We start from the raw sequence: 17250 nt of genomic DNA, 5'->3' as shown, positions 1-17250 counted from the left end.
AAGCAGAACACCGGATTGTGAGGCATCCGGAACGAAATTCCGGGGTTATACGGGCTCATGAGGACAATCGCGCGACCGCACCGCTCCGGCGCGCCAAGGAGAAACCACCCGATGCCCCAATTCCGACCCCTGATCGCCGCCGCGACGCTGATCGTTCTGGGCGCTGGCCCGCTGCTCGCGCAGCCTGCCCCGCCCGACGCCCCGCCGCTGCCCGCACCTATGGGACATCATGGCATGAAACATTCCCCCGTCGCCCGGCTGACCGTGACCGGCCAGGGCCAGGCCACGGCCCAGCCCGACCTGGCCACGATCACCCTGGGCGTCAGCACCCGCGCCGCCACCGCCGCCGAGGCCATGGCGCAGAACGCCGAACAGCAGGCCAAGGTCATCGAGGCGCTGAAGGCCGAGGGCATCGAGGCGCGCGACATCCAGACCTCGGGGCTGAACCTGTCGCCGGTGATCGACTATCAGGACGGCCAGCCGCCGAAGCTGACCGGCTACGGCGCGCAGAACAGCGTCACCGTGCGGGTGCGCGACATCGGCGGGCTGGGCGCGGTGCTGGACAAGCTGGTCGCCTCGGGCGCCAATGAGATCAGCGGCATCGGCTTCTCGCGCGAGGACATGGCCGAGGCCGAGGACCAGGCCCGCATCGAGGCGGTGGCGGATGCGCGCCGCCGCGCCGAGGTGATGGCCGAGGCGGCGGGGATGCGGCTCGGCCGGCTGATCTCGCTGTCGGATGTGCAGATGGGCGGCGGGCCGCGGCCTATGATGGCCATGCGCGCCGAGGCGGCCGGCGCCGCCGACACGCCGATCGAGGCGGGCGAGCTGGCCGTCAGCGCCAATGTCACCGCCGTCTTCGCCATGCAGCCGGCCGATGCGCCGGAAGGCGGCGAGCCGCCGGCGCCCGAGGGCGAAGGCGAGGCCGAGGAAGCCCCGGCGAACTGACCAAGGCGAGCGGCGAGGCGACTCGCCGCCCGTTCCGCCTCAGGCAGTGGCGGCGGCCAGCGCCTGATCCAGGTCGGCGATGATGTCCGCGGCGTCCTCGATGCCGATCGACAGCCGCACCACGTCCGGGCCGGCCCCGGCGGCAATCTTCTGCTCGTCCGTCAGCTGGCTGTGCGTGGTCGAGGCGGAATGGATCACCAGCGAGCGCGAGTCGCCCAGATTCGCCACGTGGCTGAACAGCTTGAGGTTGTCGACCAGCTTCACCGCCGCGTCATAGCCGCCCCTGATCGCAAAGGTGAACAGTGCCCCCGCCCCCTTGGGATAGACCCGCCGCGCCGTCGCGTTCCAGGGCGACGACGCCAGGCCCGCATAGGTGACCGAGGTGACGCGCGGATCCTTCTCCAGCCATTCCGCGACCTTCTGCGCATTCTCGACATGGCGCGCCATGCGCAGGCCCAGCGTCTCGATGCCCATCAGCGTGTAATGCGCGGCCTGCGGGTTCATGGTCATGCCCAGGTCGCGCAGCCCGATGGCGATGCCGTGGAAGGTATAGGCCAGCGCACCGAAGGTCTCGTGGAACCTCAGCCCGTGATAGGCGGGCTCGGGTTCCGACAGGCTGGGGAACTTGCCCGAGGCCGACCAGTCGAACTTGCCCGAATCCACGATCACGCCGCCCGTCACCGTGCCGTTGCCGGTCATGTATTTGGTCAGGCTGTGGACGACCAGCGTCGCGCCCATCTCGATGGGCTTGCACAGGAAGGGCGTGGCCAAGGTGTTGTCGACGATCAGCGGCAGGCCGGCCTCGTCCGCAACCTTCGCGACCGCCGGGATATCGGTGACATAGCCGCCGGGATTGCTGATCGATTCACAGAAGATGGCGCGGGTGTCGTCGTCGATGGCGGCGCGCAGCGCGTCGAGATCGTCCAGGTCGACGAATTTGCACGACCAGCCGAAGCGCCTGATGGTCTGGCTGAACTGGGTGATGGTGCCGCCGTAAAGCCGGGTCGAGGCGATGATGGTCCGCCCCGGTCCCATCAGCGGGAACAGCGCCATGATCTGCGCCGCATGGCCCGAGGAGCAGCAGACCGCGCCGGCCCCGCCCTCCAGCCCGGCCACGCGCGCCTGCAGCGCCGCGACGGTCGGGTTGGTCAGGCGGGAATAGATATAGCCGACCTCCTGCAGGCCGAAGAGCCGCGCGGCATGGGCGGCGTCCTTGAAGACAAAGGCGGTGGTCTGATAGATCGGTACCTGCCGCGCCCCGGTCGCCGGGTCGGGCGCGCTGCCTGCATGGATGGCGGTGGTGTCGAAACCCCAATTCTCGGACATGGAAACTCTCCCCTGGTTCGGGGCAGAGACTAGGCGCAAGCCATGGCGGAAATCCACGGAAATCGGCGCCAGGCCGCGCGGAAAGAAACACCATGATGTCGCAGGAAATCCCTGGAGAAAAACTGTTTTCCAGAATGCTTTCCCAAGGAAAGCCTTCCATCTCGCCAGCGTCTTTCCTGGCCCGGCATGCGCGGCTTCAGGACCTCCGGCACCGCTGCGGGGACCGTCTCCAGCCCTTCTTTCTTGCCCAAATATCCTGGGGGAGTCCCGCAGGGACGGGGGCAACGCCCCCTCTCGCCCGGCACGGACCGCCAGCGGATGCCATGCCCCTCAGGGCTGACGCCGCGACCATGCGCAACCGCTTGATATGCAAGGGAAATATGGTGCGGTCGAGAAGACTCGAACTTCCACTCCGGTTAAGGAACAGCGACCTCAACGCTGCGCGTCTACCAATTCCGCCACGACCGCACGTCCGTAGGCCCGCGTCTCATAGACGCTTGCGCGGCGGATGAAAAGGGCATTTTTTCGCCCGCCGCGGGTTTCTTTTCACTCGGCCGCGACCGCCGCCTGCGGGGTGTAGTTCAGGATCGGCGCCAGCCAGCGTTCCGCCTCGCGCACCGACATGCCCTTGCGCTCGGCATAGTCCAGCACCTGGTCGTGCTCGACCTTGGCGACGCCGAAATAATAGGCCTCGGGATGGCCGATATAGAGGCCCGAGACCGAGGCGCCGGGCCACATCGCCATCGACTCGGTCAACTCGACCCCGGTCGCCGCGGTGGCGTCGAGCAGCCGGAACAGCGTCACCTTCTCGGTATGGTCGGGCTGGGCCGGATAGCCGGGCGCCGGGCGGATGCCCTTGTAGGGCTCGGCGATCAGTTCCTCGGGGGTGAAGCTTTCCTCGGCATAGCCCCAGTATTGCCGCCGCACCCGTTCATGCATCATCTCGGCCAGCGCCTCGGCGAAGCGGTCGGCCAGCGCCTGCACCAGGATGGCCGAGAAATCGTCATGCGCGGCCTTGAACCGGTCGGCGATCTGCTGCTCCTCGCCGCCGGCCGTCACGACGAAACCGCCGACATAGTCGCGGATGCCCTCGGGGGCGACGAAATCGGCCAGCGCCACGTTCGGGCGGCCGTCGCGCTTGCTCACCTGCTGGCGCAGGGTGTGCAGGGTCGCCAGCGGGGCGGCGCGATCCTCGCCGGTGAACAGCCGGATGTCGTCGCCGACCCGGTTCGCCGGCCAGAAGCCGACGACTGCGCGCGGGCGGAACCATTGCTCGTCGATGATGCGCTGCAGCATGGCCTGCGCATCGGCAAAGAGCTGCCGCGCCACCGCGCCCTGCTTCTCGTCCTCAAGGATGCGTGGATAGACCCCCTTCAGCTCCCAGGTCTGGAAGAACGGCGTCCAGTCGATATAGCGGGCGATCTCGGCCAGGTCGAAATCCTCGATCACCCGCGGGCCCAGGAATTCCGGCGTCCTGGCCTCGAACCCCGACCAGTCGATCCGCAGCGCATTGCCGCGGGCGGCTGCCAGCGGCAGGCGCTTCTTGTCCGCCTCGGCCCGGGCGTGCTTGTTGGCCACGTCCATGTATTCGCTGCGGATCGTCTCGACATAGGCATTTTTCTGGCCGGACAGCAGGCTGCCCACCACCCCCACCGCGCGGCTGGCGTCGGTGACATAGACCGCCTGGCCCCTGGCATAGCGCGGATGGATCTTGACGGCGGTATGCACGCGCGACGTGGTGGCGCCGCCGATCAGCAGCGGGATGTCGAAGCCCTCGCGCTCCATTTCGCTCGCGACATGCACCATCTCGTCCAGCGAGGGGGTGATGAGGCCGGACAGGCCGATGATGTCCACCTTCTCGGCCTTGGCGGTTTCCAGGATCCTGGTCGCCGGCACCATCACGCCCAGGTCGATGATCTCGTAATTGTTGCAGGCCAGCACGACGCCGACGATGTTCTTGCCGATGTCGTGCACGTCGCCCTTGACCGTCGCCATCAGCACCTTGCCGGCGCTGGAGGAACCGCCCGCGCCGCCCGCCGCCGCCCTCTCGGCCTCCATATGGGGCAGCAGATGCGCCACGGCCTGCTTCATCACCCGGGCCGATTTCACCACCTGCGGCAGGAACATCTTGCCCGAGCCGAAAAGATCGCCCACGACGTTCATGCCCGCCATCAGCGGCCCCTCGATCACGTGCAGCGGGCGCTCGGCCTTCAGCCGCGCCTCCTCGGTATCCTCGTCGATATATTCGGTGATGCCGTTGACCAGGGCGTGTTCCAGCCGCTTCTCGACCGGCCAGCTGCGCCAGGTCAGGTCCTTTTCGCGCGCCTTGGCGCCGCCTTCGCCGCGGAAGCGCTCGGCGATCTCCAGCATGTTCTCGGTCGCGGTGCCGCCGGCCCTGGGCTTGCGGTTCAGCACCACGTCCTCGCAGGCCTCGCGCAGGCCCGGGTCGATCTGGTCATAGACCGCCAGCTGGCCGGCATTGACGATGCCCATGTCCATCCCCGCCTGGATGGCGTGATAGAGGAACACGGCATGCATCGCCTCGCGCACCGGCTCGTTGCCGCGGAAGCTGAAGCTGAGGTTCGAGACCCCGCCCGAGACATGCACATGCGGCAGGGACTGGGTGATGCGCCGGGTCGCGCCGATGAAATCGAGCCCGTAATTGTCATGCTCCTCGATGCCCGTCGCCACCGCGAAGATGTTCGGGTCGAAGATGATGTCCTCGGGCGGGAAACCGACCTCGTTCACCAGCAGGTCATAGGCGCGCGCGCAGATCTCGACCTTGCGGTTCTCGGTATCGGCCTGCCCGGTCTCGTCGAAGGCCATCACCACCACGGCGGCGCCGTAGCGCCGGCAAAGCCGGGCCTGGGCCAGGAAGCTCTCCTCGCCCTCCTTGAGGCTGATCGAGTTCACGATGGCCTTGCCCTGGACGCATTTCAGCCCGGCCTCGATCACCTCCCATTTCGAGCTGTCGACCATCACCGGCACGCGGGCGATGTCCGGCTCGGCCGCGATCAGGTTCAGGTAGTCGATCATCGCCTGCTTCGAATCGATCAGCCCCTCGTCCATGTTGACGTCGATGATCTGGGCGCCGTTCTCGACCTGGTCGCGGGCCACGTCCAGCGCCGCGGCATAGTCGCCGTTGGTGATCAGCTTGCGGAATTTCGCGGACCCCGTGACGTTCGTGCGCTCGCCCACGTTGACGAAGGGAATGTCGTCGGTCTTGACGAAGGGCTCCAGCCCCGACAGGCGCAGGCGCGGCTCGATCTCGGGGATCGCGCGCGGCGGCAGGTCGGCCACGGCGCGGGCGATGGCGGCGATATGCTCGGGGGTCGAGCCGCAGCAGCCGCCGACCACGTTCACCAGCCCCTCGCGGGCGAATTCGGCGACCTGCGCCGCCATCTCCTCGGGCGATTCGTCGTATTGGCCCATCTCGTTCGGCAGGCCGGCATTGGGATAGGCGCAGATCAGCGTGTCGGCGACGCCGGAAAGCTCGGCCAGATGCGGGCGCATGGCTGCGGCGCCGAGCGCGCAGTTCAGCCCGATGGTGACCGGTGCGGCATGGCGCATGGAATACCAGAAGGCGGTCGGGGTCTGACCCGACAGCGTGCGCCCCGACAGGTCGGTGATGGTGCCCGAGATCATCACCGGCAGGCGCTGGCCCTTCTCCTCGAACACCTCCTCGCAGGCAAAGATCGCGGCCTTGGCGTTCAGCGTGTCGAAGATGGTCTCGATCAGGATCAGGTCGGCGCCGCCGTCGACCAGCCCGCGCAGCTGCTCGGCATAGGCGATGCGCAGATCGTCGAAGGTGACGGCGCGATAGCCGGGATTGTTCACGTCCGGGCTGATGGAGGCGGTGCGGTTGGTCGGCCCCAGCGCGCCGGCAACCCAGCGCGGCCGGCCGTCCTCGGCCGTGGCGCGGTCCAGCGCCCGGCGGGCGATGCGGGCACCGTGGAGGTTCAGATCGTAAACCGCGGATTCCATGCCGTAATCGGCCTGCGCGATAGTCGTGGACGAGAAGGTGTTGGTCTCGACGATATCGGCGCCCGCCTTGGCATAGCGGTAATGGATCTCCTCGATCGCCTTGGGCTGGGTCAGGTTCAACAGGTCATTGTTGCCCTGCTGCGGATGCTCGCCCGGCGCGGGCGGATGGCAGCCGCAGGCGCAGCCGCCGCCATGGCCGCGGAAATCGTCTTCCTTCAGGCCAAGCTGCTGGATCTGCGTCCCCATCGCGCCGTCGAGGATCAGGATACGGTCACGCGCAGCCGCGCGCAGGGCGTCGAAGACGGGGGAAAGGGGCAAGGTCATGTGTCGGTCCGCGCGTTTCATTGAATGTGCTGTATAGCCACAGTTCTTCCGTTAGTGAAATTCAACATCTGCAGAATGATCATGCACGGGATTCATCATCGGATGCTCGTGCTTCTTTCTTGCGGAAATATCCTCGGGGGTGTGGGGGCAGACAGCCCCCACCGCGACGGCCCGGCCGGGACCGACCGCGCCCCCCTTGCGATGGCCCCTCGCCCGGACTATCTCGCCGCTCATGACCGAATGGATCACCGCCCCCGGCCTGACCGATTACCGCGAAGCCACAGCCTTCATGGAGGCGCGCGCTGCCGCCATCGCCGAGGGCCGGGCGGGCGAGCTGGTCTGGCTGGTCGAGCATCCGCCGCTCTACACCGCCGGCACCTCGGCTCGTGCCACCGACCTGCTGGAGGCGCGCTTCCCGGTGCACGAGACCGGGCGGGGCGGGCAATATACCTATCACGGGCCCGGCCAGCGCGTCGTCTATGTCATGCTGGACCTGAACCGCCGCGGCCGCGACGTGCGCGCCTTCGTCAAGGCGCTGGAGGCCTGGGTCATCGACGCGCTGGCCGAGTTCAACCTGAAGGGCGAGATCCGCGACGGCCGGGTCGGCGTCTGGATCGCCCGGCCCGACAAGGCGCCCCTGCCCGACGGCTCCATGCGCGAGGACAAGATCGCCGCCATCGGCGTCAAGCTGCGCAAATGGGTCAGCTTCCACGGCATCGCCATCAACGTGGAGCCGGAGCTGAGCCATTATGCCGGCATCGTGCCCTGCGGCATCCAGGGGCACGGCGTGACCAGCCTGGTCGACATGGGCCTGCCGGTCGGCATGGGCGATCTGGACGACGCCCTGCGCCGCACCTTCCCGCGGAACTTCCCGCCGCTCGCCGGCTGATTTTCGCCCTGCGACATATTCACCCTTGCCGGTTCTGCGACCTTTTTCCGGTATTCCGCCGGCTTGACGCATGATAGCCCTGTCTGGCGGGAAGCGGAGAGGTCCGACCCCGGAGGAGAACGATACCCAGAGGAAACGCGATGAAGATCAGCATCTACGCCACTCTCGCCGCAATCAGCCTCGCCCTGCCTGCCGCCGCCCAGGATGCGGGCGACCCGGCCAAGGGCGAGAACGAGTTCAAGAAATGCAAGGCCTGCCACATGGTCCAGGCCCCGGACGGCACCGACATCGTCAAGGGCGGCAAGACCGGGCCGAACCTCTACGGCGTGGTCGGGCGCCAGGCCGGCACCGAAGAAGGCTTCAAATATTCCGAGGCGCTGATCAAGCTGGGCGAGGCCGGCGAGGTCTGGACCACCGAGGACCTGGCCGGCTACATCACCGACCCGAACAAATATGTCGAGGAAAAGGTGGGCGACAAGTCGCTCAAGACCAAGATGACCTTCAAGCTCGCGAAGAACCAGGCCGATATCGTGGCCTTCCTCGCGCAGCATTCGCCCGATGCGGGGGGCGAGGCAGGCGCCGAGGCGGAACCGGCCGAAGCCGAAGCGAACTGACGCCTTCGCCGCCGCGAAGGCCCGGCAATCACGCCCCCGGCGCGCCGCAAAAGCGCACGGGGGCGTGTTTTTTACTGCTTTCCGCGCATTGCGAGGGGTAGGATTGTGGTCTAGAACCAACGTGAGTCCGCCGGCCCCCGCGCCGGCCAGCCGCATGTCTAGGGAGTCCACGCATGGCAGACGCAGCCGTTCACGGCCACGGTGACCATCATGACACCCGCGGGTTCTTCACCCGCTGGTTCATGTCAACAAACCACAAGGATATCGGTATCCTGTACCTGTTCACGGCCGGCGTCGTCGGCCTGATCTCGGTATGCTTCACCGTCTACATGCGGATGGAGCTGCAGCATCCCGGCGTGCAATACATGTGCCTCGAAGGCGCCCGCTTCATCGCCGACGCCTCGGCGGAATGCACCCCGAACGGCCATCTGTGGAACGTCATGATCACCTATCACGGCGTGCTCATGATGTTCTTCGTCGTCATCCCGGCCCTGTTCGGCGGTTTCGGCAACTATTTCATGCCGCTGCATATCGGCGCCCCGGACATGGCCTTCCCGCGGCTGAACAACCTCTCCTACTGGATGTATGTCTGCGGCGTCGCGCTGGGGATCGCCTCGCTTCTGGCGCCGGGCGGCTCGGACCAGCCGGGCTCGGGCGTGGGCTGGGTGCTCTACCCGCCGCTCTCGACCACCGAGTCGGGCTATTCCATGGACCTAGCGATCTTTGCCGTCCACGTCTCGGGCGCCAGCTCGATCCTGGGCGCGATCAACATCATCACCACCTTCCTGAACATGCGCGCCCCCGGCATGACGCTGTTCAAGGTGCCGCTGTTCGCCTGGTCGGTCTTCATCACTGCCTGGCTGATCCTGCTGTCGCTGCCGGTGCTGGCCGGCGCGATCACCATGCTGCTGATGGACCGCAACTTCGGCACGCATTTCTTTGACCCCGCGGGCGGCGGCGACCCGGTGCTCTATCAGCACATCCTGTGGTTCTTCGGCCATCCCGAGGTCTATATCATCATCCTGCCCGGCTTCGGCATCATCAGCCACGTGATCTCGACCTTCGCGCGCAAGCCGATCTTCGGCTACCTGCCGATGGTCCTGGCCATGGCCGCGATCGGTATCCTGGGCTTCGTGGTCTGGGCGCACCACATGTATACGGCCGGCATGTCGCTGACCCAGCAGGCCTATTTCATGCTGGCGACCATGACCATCGCCGTGCCGACCGGCATCAAGGTCTTTTCGTGGATCGCCACCATGTGGGGCGGCTCGATCGAGTTCAAGACGCCGATGCTCTGGGCCTTCGGCTTCCTGTTCCTGTTCACCGTCGGCGGCGTGACCGGCGTGGTGCTGAGCCAGGCGCCGCTGGACCGGGTCTATCACGACACCTATTACGTCGTGGCCCACTTCCACTATGTGATGTCGCTGGGCGCGGTCTTCGGCATCTTCGCCGGGGTCTATTACTGGATCGGCAAGATGTCGGGCCGGCAATATCCGGAATGGGCGGGCCAGCTGCATTTCTGGATGATGTTCATCGGCTCGAACCTGATCTTCTTCCCGCAGCACTTCCTGGGCCGCCAGGGCATGCCGCGGCGCTATATCGACTATCCGGTCGAGTTCGCCTACTGGAACAACATCTCGTCGATCGGCGCCTATATCTCCTTCGCCTCCTTCCTGTTCTTCATCGGCATCGTGTTCTACACGCTCTTCGCCGGCAAGCGCGTCAACGTGCCGAACTACTGGAACGAGCATGCCGACACGCTGGAATGGACCCTGCCCTCGCCGCCGCCCGAGCACACCTTCGAGCAGCTGCCGAAGCGCGAGGACTGGGATCGCGCGCACGCGCACTGATCCGATGCCCTATGCATGGCATGATACGGCCCCGGAGGATTCCGGGGCCGTTTCCTATCGGCTGGAAGTCTGGCCGCATCGCTCGTTGCCGCGGCGCGGCTTCGTCTGGGTGATCGGCCTGACCGCCGCCGGGCTGGCGCTGCCCCTGCTGGCGGTGGTCGGTACCACGGTGCTGTGGGGGCTGCTGCCCTTTGCCGCGCTGGCGGTCTGGGGGCTGTGGCACGCCATCCGGCGCAGCTATGGCACCGCGCATGAGGTGATGCTGCTCGACCGCGACCGGCTCATCCTGACCCGCAGCGATCCGGGACGCGAGGACCGGATCTGGCGGACCAACCCCTATTGGGTGCGCGCGAGCCTGCGGCCGGGCGGGCCGGTCGAGGATTACCTGGTGCTGACCGACGGCAAGCGCGAGGTCGAGCTGGGCGCCTTCCTCTCGCCCGAAGAACGGCTGGCCTTACGGGACGAACTGGAGCGGCGGCTGGCCGGGTTGCGGGGCTAGCATCGCGCTTGGGCCAAGGCGCTCGGGCGGATCGATGGCAGGACCATCCATATGCGCCAGCATATCGGCCGCCTGCGAATGACTCGTCTTTCGGCTATCGGCGGGCCATGCGGTGGCGCAACAAGTCCGGAATATATGCGCTTGGGCGCGCGCCCTGTCATTGACGCGCCTTGCAAATAGAAACCGCCCGGGGATCTTCCCGGGCGGACATCCGTTCAGGTGCAGATCGGATGCACCGGGCGGTCAGAACCGGAAACCTGCCAGGATCTGCGTGCTTTCGCCGGTCGCGCGCAGGCCGATGGTGAAGCTTTGCATGGACAGGGTCACGACCGCGCCGAAGTTGCCCTTGTAGTCGGTATCCGGTTCCGCATCTGCATAGCACTGATAGCCGAGATAGGAATCGGGACAATCCGCGAAGGATTCCCGCGCCCCAAGCAAAAGCGCCGCATCCGCGCGGAAACGCCCGTTATCCATCACATTGCCGCCGATCAGGAAGTTATACGATGTCGCCTGTTTCGGCCGGTCGTTCATTCCCCAGGTCGAATCGAGCATGGTTCCCTCGCGACCGATATCAAAGCCGAGAATCAGTTTGCTGTCGGCCCGCTGATGCATGAAGCCAATCGAAAACGGCGTGTCGTCGTTTTCCAGCGGAGCATCGCCGTCGGCGCGTCCCGCCCCGATATAGAAGGTGTTGCGCAGGGCCGATCCCCGCTGGCCGTAATCGTCTTGCGCATGGGCAAAACCCGCGGAAATGGCAAGCGGCAGGCAAAGGCACAGAATTCCAGAAATCTTCATATTGCTACTCATTGTCTTCACGAAGGCGGCTTTCCCCTAGCAGAGAAAATTCCACGGAAGAACCGGACATTTCGCGCAATTCTTCGCAATTTTTAACGGCATAGGACGGATTTCCCGCGCGGGGATGCAACCAGATGAAAAAAGGCCCGCGCGCGGCGGGCCTTTCTTCCTGGGGCGGCTGGGGAGGAGGTCAGCCGTCCACCCGGATCACCTTGTTTTCGGGGTCGTAGGGGCTGTCCTCGGTCACCACCGCGTCCCACAGCTGGCGCTGCATGCGCAGCTTGAGCCGGGTGCCCGGCTCGGCCAGATCGGGGCGGACATAGCCCATGCCGATGGACTTGCCGAAGGCCGCCGACCAGCCGCCCGAGGTCAGCCGCCCGATCTTCTCGGTCCCCTCCGGGGTGTAAAGCGCCTCGCGGCCCCAGGGGTCGGCATCGTCCGGCCCGTCGATCAGCAGCGTCACGCATTTCGAGCGGATGCCCTTCGCCAGCATCGCCTGCTTGCCGTTGAATTCCTTGTCCAGATCGACGAAGCGGTCCAGGCCCGCCTCGAGCGGCGTCGCGTCGCGGCCCAGTTCGGTGCCGAAGGCGCGATAGGATTTCTCCTGGCGCAGCCAGTTCTGGGCGCGGGCGCCGACCAGCTTCAGCCCGTGCTTCTCGCCCGCCGCGACCAGCTGGTCCCAGAGATAGCGGCCGAACTCGATCGGGTGATGCAACTCCCAGCCCAGCTCGCCGGTATAGGCGACGCGGATGGCGCGGACGGGGCACATGCCCAGCTCGATATTGCGCATCGACAGCCAGGGGAAACGCTTGTTGCCCAGCACCGTCGCGGGGTCGGCGTCGCGCACCAGCTCCTTGAGGATGGCGCGGCTGTTCGGCCCGGCGAGGGCGAAGACGCCCCATTGCGTGGTGACGTCCTGCACGATCACCTGGCCGAATTCGCCCTCCATCTCCTCGGCCATCTTGCGCAGGTGGTCGCCGTCGTAATCCGCCCAGGCACCGGCCGAAATCAGGTAGTAGTCGTCCTCGGCCAGCCGCACGATGGTGTATTCGGTCCGCGTCGTGCCGGCCTCGGTCAGCGCATAGGTCAGGTTGATGCGGCCGACCTTTGGCAGCTTGTTGGTGGTGAACCAGTCGAGGAAGGCCGTCGCACCCTTGCCATGGACGCGATGCTTGGCGAAGGCCGAGGCGTCGATCAGCCCGGCGGCACCCCGGATCGCCTCGGCCTCGGCCTTCGCATATTGCCACCAGCCGCCGCGGCGGAAGCTGCGGCTGGCATGGTCGTCGAAACCGGCGGGCGCGTAATAGTTCGGCCGCTCCCAGCCGTTCACCTGGCCGAATTGCGCGCCGGCTTCCTTCTGCCGGTCATAGGCGGGCGCGGTGCGCAGCGGGCGGCAGGCTTCGCGCTCCTCGTCGGGGTGGTGCAGGACGAAGACGTGCTCATAGGATTCCTCGTTCTTGCGCGCGGCGTATTCGGTGGTCATCCAGCCGCCGAAGCGACGGGGATCGAGGCTCGCCATGTCGATCTCGGCCTCGCCCGCGGTCATCATCTGCGCCAGGTAATGGCCGGTGCCGCCGGCGGCGGTGATGCCGAAGCTGAAGCCCTCGGCCAGCCACATGTTGCGCAGGCCGGGCGCCGGGCCGACCAGCGGGTTGCCGTCGGGCGTGTAGCAGATCGGACCGTTGAAATCGTCCTTGAGGCCCACGGTTTCCGAGGTGGGAAGCCGGTGGATCATCGACATGTATTCCTCTTCGATCCGCTCCAGATCCAGCGGGAACAGGTCGGCGCGGAAGCTTTCCGGCACGTCGTAGAGGAAGCGCGCCGGGGCATTGCGCTCATAGGGGCCCAGGATCCAGCCGCCGCGTTCCTCGCGGACATACCATTTGGCGTCCGCATCGCGCAGCACCGGGTGCTCGGGGTTGCCCTCGGCGCGCCATTTGACCAGCGCCGGGTCGGGCTCGGTCACGATATACTGGTGCTCGACCGGGATGGCGGGGATCTTGATGCCCAGCAGCCGCGCGGTGCGCTGCGCATGGTTGCCGGTCGCGGTCACGACATGTTCGGCGCGGATCTCGAACTGCTCGCCCGAGGGGACCAGGTTGCCGCCCTTCTCGACCATCTTCTCGCAGGTGACGATCCATTCCTCGCCGGTCCATCGGTAGCCGTTGACCTGGATCTTGCGCTCGATGCTGGCGCCCGCCATGCGCGCGGCTCGCGCCATGGCCTGGGTGACGTCGGCGGGGTTGATATAGCCGTCGGTCGGGTGGAACAGCGCGCCCTTCAGGTCCTCGGTGCGGACGAGCGGCCAGCGGTCCTTGATCTGCTGGGGGGTCAGGAATTCATGCTCGATGCCCACCGTCTCGGCGGTGGCGGAATAGAGCATGTATTCGTCCATCCGCGCATCGGTCTGCGCCATGCGCAGGTTGCCGCAGCGGGTAAAGCCGGCGTTCAGCCCGGTCTCGGCCTCGAGCCCGGCATAGAGCTTGACCGAATAGTCGTGAATATGGCTGGTCGCATAGCCCATGTTGAACAGCGGCAGCAGGCCCGCGGCATGCCAGGTCGAGCCCGCCGTCAGCTCGTCCCGCTCGACCAGCATCGTCTCCCAGCCCGCACGCGCCAGATGCAGCGCGATGCCGCAGCCGACGGCGCCGCCTCCGACCACAAGGGCCTTCACATGGGTTTTCATCGCAAGCGACTCCTTATTCCGCGCATGGGCTACCTGTGCCGATTAGAGCCCGAACCGCGCGCCGGGCCCGCATTCCCGGCGACATGTTCTTGGCAAAAAACGACATGGCGCATCCGGGCGGTCCGGGAAAGCAAACGCCCCGGAAAACCGGGGCGCATCGTCACAGCATCGAGGGCACCACCAAGTCCGGCGGCCGGTGGCCGTCGGCAAAGGTCTTGATGTTGATGATGACCTTCTCGCCCATCTCGATGCGGCCCTCGATGGTGGCCGAGCCCATATGCGGCAGCAGCACGACATTGGGCAGCTCGCGCAGCCGCGGGTTGATCTCGTGCCCATGCTCGAAAACGTCGAGGCCGGCGCCGGCGATCTCGCCCGTGCGCAGCATCCGGGTCAGGGCGTTCTCGTCGATCACCTCGCCGCGCGAGGTGTTGATGACCACGGCCGAGGGCTTGAGCAGCTTCAGCCGCCGCGCATTCAGCAGGTGGAAGGTCGAGGGCGTATGCGGCGCGTTCACCGAGATGATGTCCATGCGCGCCAGCATCTGGTCCAGGCTTTCCCAATAGGTGGCCTGCAGCTCGGCCTCGATCTCGGGGCGCAGGCGGCGGCGGTTGTGGTAATGCACCTGCATGCCGAAGACATTGGCGCGCCGCGCCACCGCCTGGCCGATACGTCCCATGCCGAGGATGCCCAGGCGCCGGCCGCCCAGCCGCCCGCCCAGATGCGCGGTCGGCGACCAGCCCTTCCAGCGGCCGGCCTGCATCTCGGCCATGCCCTCGGGCAGGCGGCGGGTCACGCCCAGGATCAGCGCCATGACCACATCCGCCGTGTCCTCGGTCACCACGCCGGGCGTGTTGGTGACCAGGATGCCGCGCTGGCGGGCGGAATGGACGTCGATATGGTCCACGCCGGCGCCGTAATTGGCGATCAGCTTCAGCTTCTCGCCCGCCTGGGCCAGCATGGCGGCGTCGATATGGTCCGTCACCGTCGGCACCAGCACGTCCGAGACGCGCATGGCGGCGACCAGCTCGTCGCGACTCATCTTGCGGTCGTCGGCGTTCAGCGACACGTCGAAAAGCTCGGACATCCGGGTCTCGACCGCCTCGGGCAGGCGGCGGGTCACGGTAACTTTAAGGCGCGAGCGGGTCGGATCGGTCGCTTGGACGGCTGGCATGGTCGCTCCTCTCTTCCAAAGCCGGGCGGCTTTTGGCAAAGTGCCCGCGATGCGGGGCAGGCACAAGACCCCGAACAAGCAGGACGGGCAGATGAAGCAAGGACAGGCCTGGCTCGGCGCCGCGATATTGGCGGCGGCGACGTGTCTCGGGGCGGCAACGCTGGCGCAAACCACCGATCCGGGCGAGAACCTGGACGCCAGGCAGGTGCCCGGGGTTTCCGCCGATGCGGCGATCAGTCGCCATCAGGACGGCAAGCGCGACCCCAACCGCGGGTCGGTGACCAACCTGCCGCTGCCGCGCTATGTCAGCCTGAAGGGCGGCGAGGGCAATGCCCGGCGCGGCCCCAGCCTGTCGCATCGCATCGACTGGGTGTTCCGCCATGCCGGCATGCCGCTGCGCGTGGTGGCCGAGTTCGGCCATTGGCGCCGGGTCGAGGATCAGGACGGCGCCGGCGGCTGGGTGCATTATTCGCTGCTGTCGGGCGTGCGCACCGCCATCGTGACCAAGGACATGCTGGATCTGCTGGCGCGGCCCGATCCGCGCGGCAACGTGGTGGCGCGGGCCGAGGCGGGGGCGATCGTGCGGCTGCATGAATGCACCGTCGACTGGTGCCGGGTCTCGGGCGGCGGCGAAAAGGGCTGGGTGCCCAAGACCGCGATCTGGGGCGTGGACGCGGACGAGATCCGCGACTGACCGGGCCGCGGACCGCCGCCGCTCAGCCGGCCTTGCGGATCACCACATGCCCCAGCGAGATGCGCATCCAGTCGAAACGCGAGGCGCGCGGCGTGCCGGTGCCGAAACTCGGATGGGTCATGTCCTCGGCCCCGCATTCGTCGACCAGTTCCTTGACGAAACCGACCATGCCGCGGTCGTGGCCGTGGAAGCGCCGCCGCACCAGATTCCAGCGCATCCAGCCGGTCGCCTTGCGCAGCGGATAGACCGCCTGCACCAGCCCCGATTTGTGCAGCCGGTCAAGCAGCCTTTCATGGGCGGAAAGCTCCGGCGGGTGGGGGCGATAATGCTTCCCGTCCGGATATTGCGGCCAATATCCGGTGCCCCAATCCTCGATGAAATAATATCCGCCCGGCTTGAGGTGGTTTTCAAAGAGATGCCAGAAACAGATGCGGGACAATTGCCCGACATGCGAGGCGTCGTCGATGATGATGTCGAAACCCTCGGGCGCACGCTCGGCCGCGATGCGGTCCAGCAGCGCCTTGTCCTGCTGCTCGCCGACATAGCAGCGCACCCGGCCGCTGTCGAAACGGGCGTCGCAGGGATTGATGTCCAACCCGGTGATTTCGGCATGGGGCAGCCAGGTTTCCCAGTATTTCAGCGAATCGCCGCGGGCAATGCCCAATTCCATGAATCTCAGCGGCTGATGCCTGAGAGGGCCGATATATCTTTCGTAATTCACGAAATAATGCTCGAGCCCCATCTTGTCGATCGGCACCTCGTCGACACTTTTCATCGAGACCACGTTGGAAACCGCCATGTCTTTCCCCTGTTGACCGATTGCCGGGAATTCTCCTCACGTCTGCTCGGGGAAAGGATAGGGTGCGCGCGGCCGGCCCAGCAAGGAATTCGCGTCCTCCTGCCGGAATATACGGGCCGACACCGCCTTATCCGCGTCGGGGGCCGTGGCGGCGCCCCTTGCGGTTGCAAGATCGGCGCAAGGAAGGCCGCCCCGCGGGGGGGGCGGCCGGTCGAGAGGCCGCGAACGACCTTACATCGTCTGGCCGACCAGCGAATCGCTGCTGGCGGTGGCCCGCATGCATTGGTGATAGGTCAGGGTGATCGAATCCTCGGTCAGCCGCAGCACGCCGGGCCGGAGCTGCAGGTCGACGACCCGGTTGCCGCCGCTCGGCGAGCCGTCGCAGGACAGCGTCACGCGGGTGCGGTTCACCTGCTGTTCGGAATTCGCCACGGTGCAGGTCGAACCCGGGAAGATGAACTTGTTGCCGTCGATCACCAGGCTCTTGTCGCTGGCGACGTCGCCGCAATTCGATTCCAGCAGGTTGTAGGTGCCGTTCAGCGCATTGCTCTGCGCGATTGGGCCTGGCGTGGGTTCGGGATTGGCGGGGGCGGTCTGGTCGCAGGCCGCGACGATGCCCAGCGTGGCCACCGCGGCCACGGCGAAAAGCGGTTTGCGGAAAATCATGGTGGTCT

13 protein-coding genes and 1 tRNA gene are annotated in these 17250 nt (G+C 66.6%); 6 read left to right on the top strand and 8 right to left on the bottom strand.

The features are described from left to right. The first annotated feature begins 111 nt into the window (after window positions 1-111). Complete coding sequence (locus tag PARJ55_RS0107940) at window positions 112-945, top strand: SIMPL domain-containing protein (protein WP_028712547.1); 834 nt, start codon at window positions 112-114, stop codon at window positions 943-945. Window positions 946-984: 39 nt separating this feature from the next. Here PARJ55_RS0107940 and PARJ55_RS0107935 read toward each other — a convergent pair whose 3' ends face one another. The 3 genes from PARJ55_RS0107935 to metH form a co-directional block, all read right to left on the bottom strand. Next, window positions 985-2271, bottom strand: coding sequence for an O-acetylhomoserine aminocarboxypropyltransferase/cysteine synthase family protein (locus tag PARJ55_RS0107935; protein WP_028712546.1), 1287 nt, complete (start codon window positions 2269-2271; stop codon window positions 985-987). Window positions 2272-2652: 381 nt separating this feature from the next. After that, window positions 2653-2739 (bottom strand) — tRNA-Leu (locus PARJ55_RS0107930). 78 nt (window positions 2740-2817) lie between these two features. Next, the gene (metH, locus tag PARJ55_RS0107925; RefSeq protein WP_028712545.1) at window positions 2818-6579 is read right to left on the bottom strand and encodes a methionine synthase; all 3762 of its coding nucleotides are present in this window, start codon (window positions 6577-6579) and stop codon (window positions 2818-2820) included. A gap of 232 nt (window positions 6580-6811) precedes the next feature. Here metH and lipB point away from each other — a divergent pair, with 232 nt between their 5' ends. The 4 genes from lipB (at window position 6812) to PARJ55_RS0107905 (ending at window position 10431) form a co-directional block, all read left to right on the top strand. Beyond that, a complete protein-coding gene (lipB, locus tag PARJ55_RS0107920; protein ID WP_028712544.1) occupies window positions 6812-7468 on the top strand; it encodes a lipoyl(octanoyl) transferase LipB in 657 nt (218 codons plus the stop codon). Window positions 7469-7608: 140 nt separating this feature from the next. Continuing rightward, on the top strand, window positions 7609-8082 hold the full coding sequence (locus tag PARJ55_RS0107915; protein WP_028712543.1) for a cytochrome c family protein: 474 nt from the start codon (window positions 7609-7611) through the stop codon (window positions 8080-8082). Between the two features lie 173 nt (window positions 8083-8255). Continuing rightward, window positions 8256-9932 carry a cytochrome c oxidase subunit I gene (gene ctaD / locus PARJ55_RS0107910; protein WP_028712542.1) on the top strand — a complete coding sequence of 559 codons (1677 nt, stop codon included), beginning with the start codon at window positions 8256-8258 and terminating at the stop codon, window positions 9930-9932. 4 nt (window positions 9933-9936) lie between these two features. Further along, a complete protein-coding gene (locus tag PARJ55_RS0107905) occupies window positions 9937-10431 on the top strand; it encodes a DUF2244 domain-containing protein (RefSeq protein WP_028712541.1) in 495 nt (164 codons plus the stop codon). Between the two features lie 243 nt (window positions 10432-10674). Here PARJ55_RS0107905 and PARJ55_RS21630 read toward each other — a convergent pair whose 3' ends face one another. From PARJ55_RS21630 to PARJ55_RS0107890, 3 genes are all read right to left on the bottom strand, one after another. Then, complete coding sequence (locus PARJ55_RS21630; protein ID WP_156929450.1) at window positions 10675-11238, bottom strand: hypothetical protein; 564 nt, start codon at window positions 11236-11238, stop codon at window positions 10675-10677. Window positions 11239-11416: 178 nt separating this feature from the next. After that, entirely contained in the window at window positions 11417-13912 is a 2496-nt protein-coding gene (locus PARJ55_RS0107895; RefSeq protein WP_028712540.1) for an FAD-dependent oxidoreductase, read from the bottom strand. A gap of 160 nt (window positions 13913-14072) precedes the next feature. Next, the gene (locus PARJ55_RS0107890; RefSeq protein ID WP_036697122.1) at window positions 14073-15083 is read right to left on the bottom strand and encodes a D-glycerate dehydrogenase; all 1011 of its coding nucleotides are present in this window, start codon (window positions 15081-15083) and stop codon (window positions 14073-14075) included. A gap of 91 nt (window positions 15084-15174) precedes the next feature. Between PARJ55_RS0107890 and PARJ55_RS0107885 the strand changes: the two genes are divergently transcribed. Continuing rightward, entirely contained in the window at window positions 15175-15777 is a 603-nt protein-coding gene (locus PARJ55_RS0107885) for an SH3 domain-containing protein (RefSeq protein ID WP_028712538.1), read from the top strand. A 22-nt stretch (window positions 15778-15799) separates the two neighbouring features. Here PARJ55_RS0107885 and PARJ55_RS21625 read toward each other — a convergent pair whose 3' ends face one another. Together PARJ55_RS21625 and PARJ55_RS0107875 are read right to left on the bottom strand one after the other, a co-directional pair. Further along, window positions 15800-16576: a hypothetical protein gene (locus PARJ55_RS21625; protein ID WP_036697119.1), complete on the bottom strand. Its 777-nt coding sequence runs from the start codon at window positions 16574-16576 to the stop codon at window positions 15800-15802. A gap of 231 nt (window positions 16577-16807) precedes the next feature. Beyond that, window positions 16808-17242, bottom strand: a complete 435-nt coding sequence (locus tag PARJ55_RS0107875; protein ID WP_028712537.1) for a hypothetical protein — start codon at window positions 17240-17242, stop codon at window positions 16808-16810. Window positions 17243-17250 lie beyond the last annotated feature (8 nt).

Source organism: Paracoccus sp. J55 (genome assembly GCF_000513975.1).
Lineage (GTDB): Bacteria > Pseudomonadota > Alphaproteobacteria > Rhodobacterales > Rhodobacteraceae > Paracoccus.
Note: the sequence above shows the minus strand (reverse complement) of the source record. Positions and strands in the feature narration are given on the sequence as shown.

Coding starts and splice junctions, on each gene's coding strand:
- PARJ55_RS0107940 (WP_028712547.1), top strand. CDS start 112: ATGCCCCAATTCCGACCCCTGATCGCCGCCGCGACGCTGATCGTTCTG.
- PARJ55_RS0107935 (WP_028712546.1), bottom strand. CDS start 2,271: ATGTCCGAGAATTGGGGTTTCGACACCACCGCCATCCATGCAGGCAGC.
- metH (WP_028712545.1), bottom strand. CDS start 6,579: ATGACCTTGCCCCTTTCCCCCGTCTTCGACGCCCTGCGCGCGGCTGCG.
- lipB (WP_028712544.1), top strand. CDS start 6,812: ATGACCGAATGGATCACCGCCCCCGGCCTGACCGATTACCGCGAAGCC.
- PARJ55_RS0107915 (WP_028712543.1), top strand. CDS start 7,609: ATGAAGATCAGCATCTACGCCACTCTCGCCGCAATCAGCCTCGCCCTG.
- ctaD (WP_028712542.1), top strand. CDS start 8,256: ATGGCAGACGCAGCCGTTCACGGCCACGGTGACCATCATGACACCCGC.
- PARJ55_RS0107905 (WP_028712541.1), top strand. CDS start 9,937: ATGCCCTATGCATGGCATGATACGGCCCCGGAGGATTCCGGGGCCGTT.
- PARJ55_RS21630 (WP_156929450.1), bottom strand. CDS start 11,238: ATGAGTAGCAATATGAAGATTTCTGGAATTCTGTGCCTTTGCCTGCCG.
- PARJ55_RS0107895 (WP_028712540.1), bottom strand. CDS start 13,912: ATGAAAACCCATGTGAAGGCCCTTGTGGTCGGAGGCGGCGCCGTCGGC.
- PARJ55_RS0107890 (WP_036697122.1), bottom strand. CDS start 15,083: ATGCCAGCCGTCCAAGCGACCGATCCGACCCGCTCGCGCCTTAAAGTT.
- PARJ55_RS0107885 (WP_028712538.1), top strand. CDS start 15,175: ATGAAGCAAGGACAGGCCTGGCTCGGCGCCGCGATATTGGCGGCGGCG.
- PARJ55_RS21625 (WP_036697119.1), bottom strand. CDS start 16,576: ATGGCGGTTTCCAACGTGGTCTCGATGAAAAGTGTCGACGAGGTGCCG.
- PARJ55_RS0107875 (WP_028712537.1), bottom strand. CDS start 17,242: ATGATTTTCCGCAAACCGCTTTTCGCCGTGGCCGCGGTGGCCACGCTG.